Genomic DNA, 8,585 nt, shown 5'->3' with positions numbered 1-8,585 from the left:
CGCCACTTCCTGGAGGACGAGCTGGGGCTACCCTGCAATTTCGCCTTCGCCCGCCGGCCCGGCCACAAGCCGGACAATGACGCGGTGCGTGCGGCCATCCACGACAACACGCCGCTGATCCTTCTCGGCGGCTACAACGAGCGCATGTACCTCGCCGAGATCGGCGGGCGTGCGGCTTATATCCCGGCCTCGTTGCCCGGCACCATCATCCGCCGCCATACGGGCACGCCGTTCATGGGGTATGCCGGGGCGACCTACCTGGTGCAGGAAGTCTGCAACGCCCTGTTCGATGCGCTGTTCAACATCCTGCCCCTCGGCACCGACCTGGATCAGGTGGATGCGACGCCGTCGCGTCTGGCGGTGGAAAACCGCCAGTTGCCCTGGGACGCCGAGGCCAAGCTGCACCTGGACCGGCTGCTGGAGGCCTTTCCGGTGCTGACGCGGATCTCCGCGGCCAAGCGGCTGCGCGATGCGGCCGAGCAGGCCGCCCGCGACGCCGGCGAGGAGCAGGTGACGATTGCGCGCGTCCGTGCTGCACGGGACGCGCCGAGCGGCGGGCGCGCCGCATGACGCTGCCCGCACAACTGCGCAACGGGCGCAGCGCAGCGGCTCGACGCCGCGATAACCGGTCGCAATGCCACGGCGCAGGGCGCCGTGCGACGGCCGAATGTTCGCCAGGTCTGTCCATCCCGCGGCGCGGGTTGGTCGGTCCGCCGGAGCCCGCCTCCGGCAGCCCCGCGGCCACGCCAGCGTGCGCCGCCGGCCTGACGGCCCTTTGAACCTCACTGGAGGGTTAACCCATGGCAGACGATAAGTCCTTGAGCGGCATCACCGAAGAAGAGGCCCAGGAGTTCCACGGCATCTTCGTCCAGAGCATGAGCGGCTTCGTGGGTGTCGCGGTGTTCGCGCACCTGCTGGCCTGGATGTGGCGCCCCTGGCTCTGAGCGTCGTCGTCCGCGCGGAGCACCGTCGTCTTGAAACGCATCGGCATCGCGGCAGGCCCCGGCAACTGAGGCCCTCGCGGGACTCCGACACCGCCGCACACCGGCACGGTCGGCCTCCGATGCACCTGGCTCGACTCAACCCGTAACCCGGAGAGTACGCATGAACGCAATCTACAAGATCTGGCTCATCTTCAACCCGAGCACCATCCTCCTCGCCCTGTTCGGCTTCCTGATCGTGCTGGCGCTGGCGATCCATCTGATCCTGCTCAGCACCACCGACTTCAACTGGCTGGAAGACGGCATCCCGGCGGTCCAGACCGCGACCACGCCGGCCGTGCCACAGCAGATGTAGGGGCCTGAACAGTGACGGTGGCGCCGGCAGGGGCCGGCGGCCGCCGTCGAGCTCGCGACGCGGGTGCCGCACATCCCCCGCGGCATCCAAGCAGAGGAATTCATAATGGCCATGCTGAGTTTTGAGAAAAAATACCGCGTCCGCGGCGGTACCTTGGTGGGAGGGGATCTATTCGACTTCTGGGTGGGGCCGTTCTACGTCGGCTTCTTCGGGGTCACGTCGGTCTTCTTCGCCACACTGGGTACCCTGCTGATCATCTGGGGTGCGGCCATCGGCCCCACCTGGAATGTCTGGCGCATCAACATCGCGCCGCCGGACCTGAGCTACGGGCTCATGATGGCGCCGCTCACCGAAGGCGGACTGTGGCAGATCATCACCATCTGCGCCATCGGTGCCTTCGTGTCCTGGGCGCTGCGCCAGGTCGAGATCTCCCGCAAGCTGGGCATCGGGCTGCACGTCCCCTTCGCCTTCAGCTTCGCGATCCTCGCCTACGTCACGCTGGTGGTGATCCGCCCGGTGCTCATGGGTGCCTGGGGTCATGGCTTCCCATACGGCATCTTCAGTCACCTGGACTGGGTGTCGAATGTGGGTTACCAGTACCTGCACTTCCACTACAACCCGGCGCACATGCTGGCCATCACGTTCTTCTTCACGAACGCGCTGGCGCTGGCACTGCACGGGTCGCTCATCCTGTCGATGGTGAACCCGCAGGAGGGTGAGCCCGTCAAGACCTCGGAGCACGAGAACACCTTCTTCCGTGACTTCATTGGTTACTCCATCGGCGCATTGGCGATCCATCGCCTGGGCCTGTTCCTGGCCATCAACGCCGGCTTCTGGAGCGCCGTCTGTATCGTACTCAGCGGCCCGTTCTGGACGCGCGGGTGGCCCGAGTGGTGGAACTGGTGGCTGCAGCTGCCGTTCTGGTCATAAGAGGACACCGACATGGCCGAATATCAAAACATCTTCAACAAAGTCCAGGTCCGTGAGCCTGGCTACGCCGGTGTCCCGCTCCCCAAGGGTGAGATGCCGCGGCTCGGCAAGCCGCTCTTCAACTATTGGATCGGCAAGATCGGCGATGCGCAGATTGGACCCTTCTACCTCGGCTTCGCCGGGGTGGCGTCCCTCGTCTGCGGCTTCATCGCCATCGAGATCATCGGCTTCAACATGCTGGCGTCGGTGAACTGGAGCCCGGTGGAGTTCGTCAAGAACTTCTTCTGGCTCGCGCTGGAGCCGCCGCCGCCCGCCTACGGGCTCAGCATTCCGCCGCTCGGCGACGGGGGCTGGTGGCTGATGGCCGGCTTCTTCCTCACCGCGTCCATCATCCTGTGGTGGATCCGCACCTACCAGCGCGCCATCGCGCTCGGCACCGGCACACACGTGGCCTGGGCCTTCGCGTCGGCGATCTTCTTCTACCTGACGCTCGGTCTGATCCGGCCCGTGCTGATGGGCAGCTGGGGTGAGGCGGTGCCGTTCGGAATCTTCCCGCACCTTGATTGGACCGCGGCGATCTCGATCCGCTACGGCAACTTCTACTACAACCCGTTCCATGCACTGTCCATCGTCTTCCTGTACGGCTCCGCCGTGCTGTTCGCGATGCACGGCGGCACCATCCTGGCCGTGTCCCGCTACGGCGGCGACCGCGAGATCGACCAGATCACCGACCGCGGCACCGCGGCCGAGCGTGCCATGCTGCTGTGGCGCTGGACCATGGGCTTCAACGCAACCATGGAATCCATCCATCGCTGGGCCTGGTGGTTCGCAGTGCTGGTGGCCATCACCGCGGGTATCGGAATTCTGCTCACGGGCACCGTCGTCGAGAACTGGTACCTCTGGGGTATCAAGCACGGCATCGTGGCGCCCTATCCGTCCGAGCTGACGCTCCAGGATCCGAGCCTCTTGCAGGGGGTGTCGCAATGAAGATGCTGAATGGCAAAACGCTGGTTCTGGCAGCCCTCTGCGCAGCCGCGCTGCTGGCCGGCTGCGAGGCGCCGCCGCCGGAGGTGGTCCAAAACGGCTACCGCGGTCTCGGCATGCAGACCAACTACAACACCGATCGCCTGCAGGCGTCGCTGGATGCGAACGTGCCGCCGGAGCCCATTCCGGCAGCCACGCCGGGCGGCCCCAAGGCCAAAGACCTCTACAAGAACGTCCAGGTGTTGGGTGAGCTGACCGTTGCCGAGTTCAACCGGATCATGGTGGCGCTGACCAACTGGGTTGCCCCGGAGGAAGGCTGCTATTACTGCCATGTGAACGAGGGCTTCGAGTACGACGGCATCTACACCAAGGTCGTCTCGCGGCGCATGATTCAGATGACGCAGGACACCAATGCCTACTGGAAGGACCATGTCGCGGACACCGGTGTGACCTGTTACACCTGCCACCGCGGCAATCCGGTGCCTGAATACGTCTGGACCAGCGATCCGGGTCCGGGGCAGCCGTCGATGATCGCGCCCACCGGGCAGAACGTCGCGTCCAAGTCCGTGGCCTATGCGTCACTGCCCTATGACCCGTTCACGCCGTTCCTGATGCAGGACAACGACATCCGCGTCATCGGCGAGACGGTGCTGCCGCAGGGCAACCGCAGCTCCATCAAGCAGGCGGAATGGACCTATGGCCTGATGATGCACATGTCCTCGGCGCTCGGGGTGAACTGCACCTACTGCCACAACAGCCGCTCGTTCTACTCCTGGGATCAGAGCGCGCCGGCCCGGACCACCGCGTGGTACGCGATCCGGCACGTGCGGGAGATGAACAACGACTACGTGGTGCCGCTCTCCGAGATCATCCCGGACAGCCGCAAGGGGCCGCTGGGTGACGTGTACAAGATCTACTGCACCACCTGCCACCAGGGCGCCTACAAGCCCCTCTACGGCGCGCAGATGCTGAAGGACTACCCAGCCCTGGCGCAGCCGTTGCCGGAGGGTGGCCTGGAAGCGGTCAAGGCCGCGAAAGAGGCCGCAGCGGCACCGGAGCAGCAGGCGAAAGCCGAGCCCGCCGAGGTCCCCGCCCCGGCCCCGGCAGAGGCCAAGCCGGCCCAGGAAGCCGCGGCACCGGCAGCCGAGCCGGCAGCGGAAGCGGCACCCGCAGAGGCAGCGCCCGCGCCTGCGCCGGCACCAGCCGGGCCGCAGCTGCGTTATCCGCCGCCGAGCATGATGCAGTACCCGCCGGCGCCGTTGCAGTACCCGCCGGCCCCGGCCCCGCGCTAGGACAGCGGGCACGCACCGGCAACAGACCAGGACCTCAGGGGTGAGGGACCACCCGGTCCAAACCGGTCGTCGGCTTCGCCGCCGGCCACCACTCGACGAACAGAGGTAATACCCATGGCTGAAGAGAAAAGCTTGAGCGGTCTGACCGAAGAAGAGGCCCAGGAATTCCATGGCATCTTCGTGCAGAGCATGAGCGGGTTCATCGGTGTCGCGGCCTTTGCGCACCTGCTGGCCTGGTTCTGGCGCCCCTGGCTGTAACCGCGCGTCATCGTGCTCCACCCACGGCGGCGGGCGTGAGTCCCGCCTGCCTCAAGTCCTCAGCGGAGGAATCACATGCATCGAATCTGGCAATGGTTCGACCCGCGCCGGGCGCTGATGGCGCTGTTCAGCTTCCTGTTCGTCTTGGCGCTGGTGATCCACTTCATCCTGTTGATGTCTCCGGGATACAACTGGATCAGCACCACCAAGGCGCAGGCGCCGGCGTCCAACATGTCGGCGATGCCGCCGGCACGGACCATCAATTGACCGTTGCCTGGACGGCCGGCGCGTGTATGCACCACCGGCCGCAGGCAAGGCGCCTGCGGGCGCATCGAGGTTGGAACCGGCGGCAGACGCCGGATAAGCCCCTTGGGCAACCCCGCCGCGGGGGACCGTCGCGGCAACGGCCTTGACGGCCGATCGAGCAAACTGGAGGTAATCCATGGCTGAAGAGAAAAGCCTGTCCGGCCTGACCGAAGAAGAGGCTCAGGAATTCCACGGCATTTTCGTGCAGAGCATGTCCGGCTTCATCGGTGTCGCAGCCTTCGCGCACCTGCTGGCATGGTTCTGGCGCCCCTGGCTGTAAGCCACGCCATTCCTGGCTCTCATTCATTTAAGTGGCACGCGTCAGCGCTGAGCGCGCGACAGTCCACAGCACTCATTCGGAGATGACACATGCATAAGATCTGGCAGATCTTCGACCCACGCAGGACCCTGGTGGCCCTCTTCGGCTTCCTGTTGATCCTGGCCCTGCTGATCCACTTCATCCTGCTGAGCAGCGCCGACTTCAACTGGCTCGGCGGCGTCTGAGGCCCCGACCGGTCGATCGGCTGACGCCGGTTCCGGCACAGCGCATGGCTTGATCGGCAAGGCGCGCACCGCGGCGGCACACGCCGCGGTGTGCAGCACGACCGATGTGCTGGCGCCGCCTGTGCGCCAAGCGCCAGGTGGTCCGTGTCCGGGGCGGGCGTGCTGTGCGCCGACCCGACGTCGGCGCCGCTGCGACTGCGGCGTCCCACCGCAGCACAATCGCAGATCACGTATCCTGTACACCGCAGCGCCGGCGGCGAGCCCCTCGCCGCCGGCGCTGCGGTGAGTGCGTGCCCCAAGGGGTGCGCCTGTCTGCGTGCCCACCGCCCGGACAGCAACGCGGTGGCACGCCGTTCGCCGCCGCCAACCCCTACCCGCGGCGGCCTGGTTTCTGGAGCTCATCCGGGCAATGCAATCGCGCCTCAGCAGTTCCGAGTCCGCGGCAGGCACCTGTCCCGCCTCAACCACCCGGTCCCCGCGGCATGCGCCGGCCCGTGCGCGGGCCCCGGACAGCTCCGGGCGCGGGCGGCGGCCGCCCCGGTTGCCCCTGCATCGCTCGCTCCCGCCGCTGCTGCGGCGTGATCTGCTGCGGCTGTTCGACAATGCCGCCGGCGCGGGGCCTCTGGTGCGCCTGGACGCGGCCGGCTTTCGGCTGTTCCAGGTGAACGACGCGGCGCTGATGCGCGCGGTCCTGCTGGACAAGGCGCGGGTGTATCGCAAGGGCAGCCTGATGCGCCGCCTGCGCGCCGTCACCGGCGAGGGTCTGCTCATCAACGATGGCGAGCGCTGGAAGCGCCATCGCCGGCTCGCCAACCCCGCGCTGGCCGCGGGCGCCCTGCCGCGCTACGTGCCTGCCATGCACGCCGCCACGGCCGCGACGGTCCGCCGCTGGCGGCAGACCGGTGCCGGCGTACCATTGGATCTGATGGAGGAGCTCTCCCGCACCACACTCACGAGCCTGCTGGACAGCATCTTCGGTGTGCGCGCCGGCGACGGTGCCAGCGATGACGGGCTGGCCCGCGTCAGCGCCGTCATCCACAGCCTGCTCGATGAGCTGGTGCGCCAGGGCAGTGCGCTGGCGGCGCCGCCCCTGTCCTGGCCGACGCCGGCGAATCGCCGCTTCCGCCGCCGCGTCGCCGAGGCCGACGCAATTCTCGCCGGCATCATCGCCGCCCGCCGTGAGACGCTCAGCGACACGGACGCGCCGGCGGATCTGCTCGGGCAGTGGCTGTTGCAGCGTCGGCGCGAGGCGGAGCATTTCTCCGCGGAGGAAATGCGCGACGAGCTCATGACCATGCTCATCGCGGGCCATCACAGCCTCGCCATCGCCCTGTCCTGGGCGCTGTACCACCTCGCCCGCGACCCCGATCTGCAGGCGGCCGTGCAGGCCGAGGCCGATGCCGCCCCGGGCCTGCCGGAGCGCCTGGACGATCTGGACCGGCTGCCGCTCATCCGCGGCGTGCTGCTGGAGGCGCTGCGGCTCTATCCGCAGCCCCCCATTCTGCTGCGGGAGGCCACCGCCGACCACGTGCTGGGGGGGTATCGGCTGCGTGCCGGGGATCAGCTGCTGCTGAGCGTCACGGCGCTGCACCAGGACCCGGCGCAATGGCCGGACCCCGGGCAGTTCGATGCCGGCCGCTACGTCGGCTTCAACAGCGATGCCATGCTCCAGGCACAGCATCTGGGCTTCGGCGGCGGCCCGCGCAGCTGCATCGGCCGGCGCTTCGCGCTGTTGGAGGGGGTGCTGGTGATTGCGGCCCTGCTGCGTGGCGTTCGGTTGGCGCCGGCAGCCAGCGATGCCGGGCCGGTGCTGCCACGTTTTGCCGGCATGCTGGTGCCCACGGCGCCGCTCCTGGTGCGTGCCGACGCACGCTGAAGCCATGCAGCGCCCCGACACGGAGCCGGATACGCCGCCCAAGGTCGGTGTCGGGCGAGACGAGACCCTCGCCGGCGTCAGCCGCACTCTGCTGATTCCGTTGTACGCCCGTGCCCATGCCGCCCGCCTGCTGCCTGAGGTCGCTTTCCACGACACCGCCGCGCAGACCCTCGCCGGCCGTCTTGCTCTGGACACGCGCGCCGTGGGCCGGGACCACTTCACCATGCGCCTGTGCATCGCCCGCTCGGTGGTGCTGGAGCGTGAGCTGCGCGCGCTGCTGGCCACCGCTGCTCGGCCGCGCAGCGTGGTGATCCTCGCCTGCGGACTGGATACCCTGCCGCAGCGGGTCGGCACCGAGCGCGCGCACTGGCTCTGTGCCGATCTGCCGGCAGTCACGGCGCTCCGCGACCGGTTGCTGCCGCCGGTCCAGGGCATCGCCCACGCCAGCGCCGCGCTGCCGGATGGCCTGGCCGCGCTGGCCGGGCAGCTCGGCGCCGGGCGCCCCGTGTTCCTGCTGGAGGGCATCCTGCCCTATCTGGATCATGCCCAGGTGACGGCGACCCTGCGCGGCCTGGCGGACCTGGCGCCGCAGGGTGCAGATCTGCTGGTGGATGGCTACCACCCGGCGCTGTTGGCCTTCGCGCGCTTCGGTGACGGCTTCCGGCGCATGCGCGTGCGCTTTCGCTTCGGTATTGCAGACACGCGGGATTACGTGCAGCTGGCGCCCGACCTGGCACCCAGGCTGCGCCACCGCGCCGAGACGGACCTCCTCGCCCTGCTGCTCTGGCGCCGACGCCTGCGCACCGCCGTCCCGGCGCTTGCGGCTGGAGGGCGGCCCTTGGCCACCATCGCGCACCTGGAGCTGATGCCTGCCTGATCTCGGCCGTGGCGTGGACGGAAATCGCCGCCGCGCGATGCCTTTGCTTGATGCGGGACAAGTGTAACGGTGCCGTCGGAGAGGCCGTTGCTCTAGGCTTTACGGGTTACAGACCGGACCCGAGGTCACGCCGACGATGACCGACTCGACGCCTTCACCCGCACCGCACACCTACCCCCTCCTCGCCACCATCGACACCCCGGCGCAGCTGCGCCGGCTGGACGCCGATCAGCTGAAAGCGCTGGCGGCGGAGCTGCGCGCC

11 protein-coding genes and 1 pseudogene are annotated in these 8,585 nt (G+C 68.2%); all 12 read left to right on the top strand.

Translation table 11 applies throughout. The features are described from left to right. Nucleotides 1-570: pseudogene (locus QZ607_RS25205) on the top strand (chlorophyllide reductase subunit Z); the annotation flags it as partial. A gap of 230 nt (nt 571-800) precedes the next feature. Next, a complete protein-coding gene (gene pufB / locus QZ607_RS25200) occupies nt 801-944 on the top strand; it encodes a light-harvesting antenna LH1, beta subunit (RefSeq protein ID WP_295888870.1) in 144 nt (47 codons plus the stop codon). Between the two features lie 160 nt (nt 945-1,104). Further along, nucleotides 1,105-1,296 carry a light-harvesting antenna LH1, alpha subunit gene (gene pufA, locus QZ607_RS25195; protein WP_295888868.1) on the top strand — a complete coding sequence of 64 codons (192 nt, stop codon included), beginning with the start codon at nt 1,105-1,107 and terminating at the stop codon, nt 1,294-1,296. Nucleotides 1,297-1,401: 105 nt separating this feature from the next. Continuing rightward, nucleotides 1,402-2,226, top strand: a complete 825-nt coding sequence (gene pufL, locus QZ607_RS25190) for a photosynthetic reaction center subunit L (RefSeq protein ID WP_295888866.1) — start codon at nt 1,402-1,404, stop codon at nt 2,224-2,226. 12 nt (nt 2,227-2,238) lie between these two features. Beyond that, nucleotides 2,239-3,213 (top strand): photosynthetic reaction center subunit M, encoded by a 975-nt coding sequence (gene pufM, locus QZ607_RS25185; protein ID WP_295888864.1) that lies wholly within the window; start codon nt 2,239-2,241, stop codon nt 3,211-3,213. Next, entirely contained in the window at nt 3,210-4,502 is a 1,293-nt protein-coding gene (gene pufC, locus QZ607_RS25180) for a photosynthetic reaction center cytochrome PufC (protein ID WP_295888863.1), read from the top strand. Before pufM ends, pufC begins: the two co-directional genes overlap by 4 nt. A 114-nt stretch (nt 4,503-4,616) precedes the next feature. After that, complete coding sequence (gene pufB / locus QZ607_RS25175; protein ID WP_200240632.1) at nt 4,617-4,760, top strand: light-harvesting antenna LH1, beta subunit; 144 nt, start codon at nt 4,617-4,619, stop codon at nt 4,758-4,760. Between the two features lie 75 nt (nt 4,761-4,835). Then, the gene (pufA, locus tag QZ607_RS25170) at nt 4,836-5,027 is read left to right on the top strand and encodes a light-harvesting antenna LH1, alpha subunit (RefSeq protein ID WP_295888861.1); all 192 of its coding nucleotides are present in this window, start codon (nt 4,836-4,838) and stop codon (nt 5,025-5,027) included. Nucleotides 5,028-5,202: 175 nt separating this feature from the next. Further along, nucleotides 5,203-5,346 (top strand): light-harvesting antenna LH1, beta subunit, encoded by a 144-nt coding sequence (gene pufB, locus QZ607_RS25165; RefSeq protein ID WP_200240632.1) that lies wholly within the window; start codon nt 5,203-5,205, stop codon nt 5,344-5,346. Nucleotides 5,347-5,435: 89 nt separating this feature from the next. Next, a complete protein-coding gene (gene pufA, locus QZ607_RS25160; protein ID WP_295544205.1) occupies nt 5,436-5,570 on the top strand; it encodes a light-harvesting antenna LH1, alpha subunit in 135 nt (44 codons plus the stop codon). Between the two features lie 541 nt (nt 5,571-6,111). After that, a complete protein-coding gene (locus QZ607_RS25155; protein WP_295888856.1) occupies nt 6,112-7,446 on the top strand; it encodes a cytochrome P450 in 1,335 nt (444 codons plus the stop codon). Between the two features lie 4 nt (nt 7,447-7,450). Next, nucleotides 7,451-8,323 carry a class I SAM-dependent methyltransferase gene (locus tag QZ607_RS25150; protein ID WP_295888853.1) on the top strand — a complete coding sequence of 291 codons (873 nt, stop codon included), beginning with the start codon at nt 7,451-7,453 and terminating at the stop codon, nt 8,321-8,323. The last annotated feature ends 262 nt before the right edge of the window (nt 8,324-8,585 follow it).

The sequence above is a fragment of the uncultured Thiohalocapsa sp. genome (genome assembly GCF_913063425.1).
Classification (GTDB): Bacteria; Pseudomonadota; Gammaproteobacteria; order Chromatiales; family Chromatiaceae; genus Thiohalocapsa.
The sequence above is the reverse complement of the archived record's forward strand: the minus strand, read 5'-3'. Positions and strand labels throughout refer to the sequence as shown.

Bases quoted from the DNA above. Each gene is read 5' to 3' on its own strand.
- pufB (WP_295888870.1), top strand. From the start codon at position 801: ATGGCAGACGATAAGTCCTTGAGCGGCATCACCGAAGAAGAGGCCCAG.
- pufA (WP_295888868.1), top strand. From the start codon at position 1,105: ATGAACGCAATCTACAAGATCTGGCTCATCTTCAACCCGAGCACCATC.
- pufL (WP_295888866.1), top strand. From the start codon at position 1,402: ATGGCCATGCTGAGTTTTGAGAAAAAATACCGCGTCCGCGGCGGTACC.
- pufM (WP_295888864.1), top strand. From the start codon at position 2,239: ATGGCCGAATATCAAAACATCTTCAACAAAGTCCAGGTCCGTGAGCCT.
- pufC (WP_295888863.1), top strand. From the start codon at position 3,210: ATGAAGATGCTGAATGGCAAAACGCTGGTTCTGGCAGCCCTCTGCGCA.
- pufB (WP_200240632.1), top strand. From the start codon at position 4,617: ATGGCTGAAGAGAAAAGCTTGAGCGGTCTGACCGAAGAAGAGGCCCAG.
- pufA (WP_295888861.1), top strand. From the start codon at position 4,836: ATGCATCGAATCTGGCAATGGTTCGACCCGCGCCGGGCGCTGATGGCG.
- pufB (WP_200240632.1), top strand. From the start codon at position 5,203: ATGGCTGAAGAGAAAAGCCTGTCCGGCCTGACCGAAGAAGAGGCTCAG.
- pufA (WP_295544205.1), top strand. From the start codon at position 5,436: ATGCATAAGATCTGGCAGATCTTCGACCCACGCAGGACCCTGGTGGCC.
- QZ607_RS25150 (WP_295888853.1), top strand. From the start codon at position 7,451: ATGCAGCGCCCCGACACGGAGCCGGATACGCCGCCCAAGGTCGGTGTC.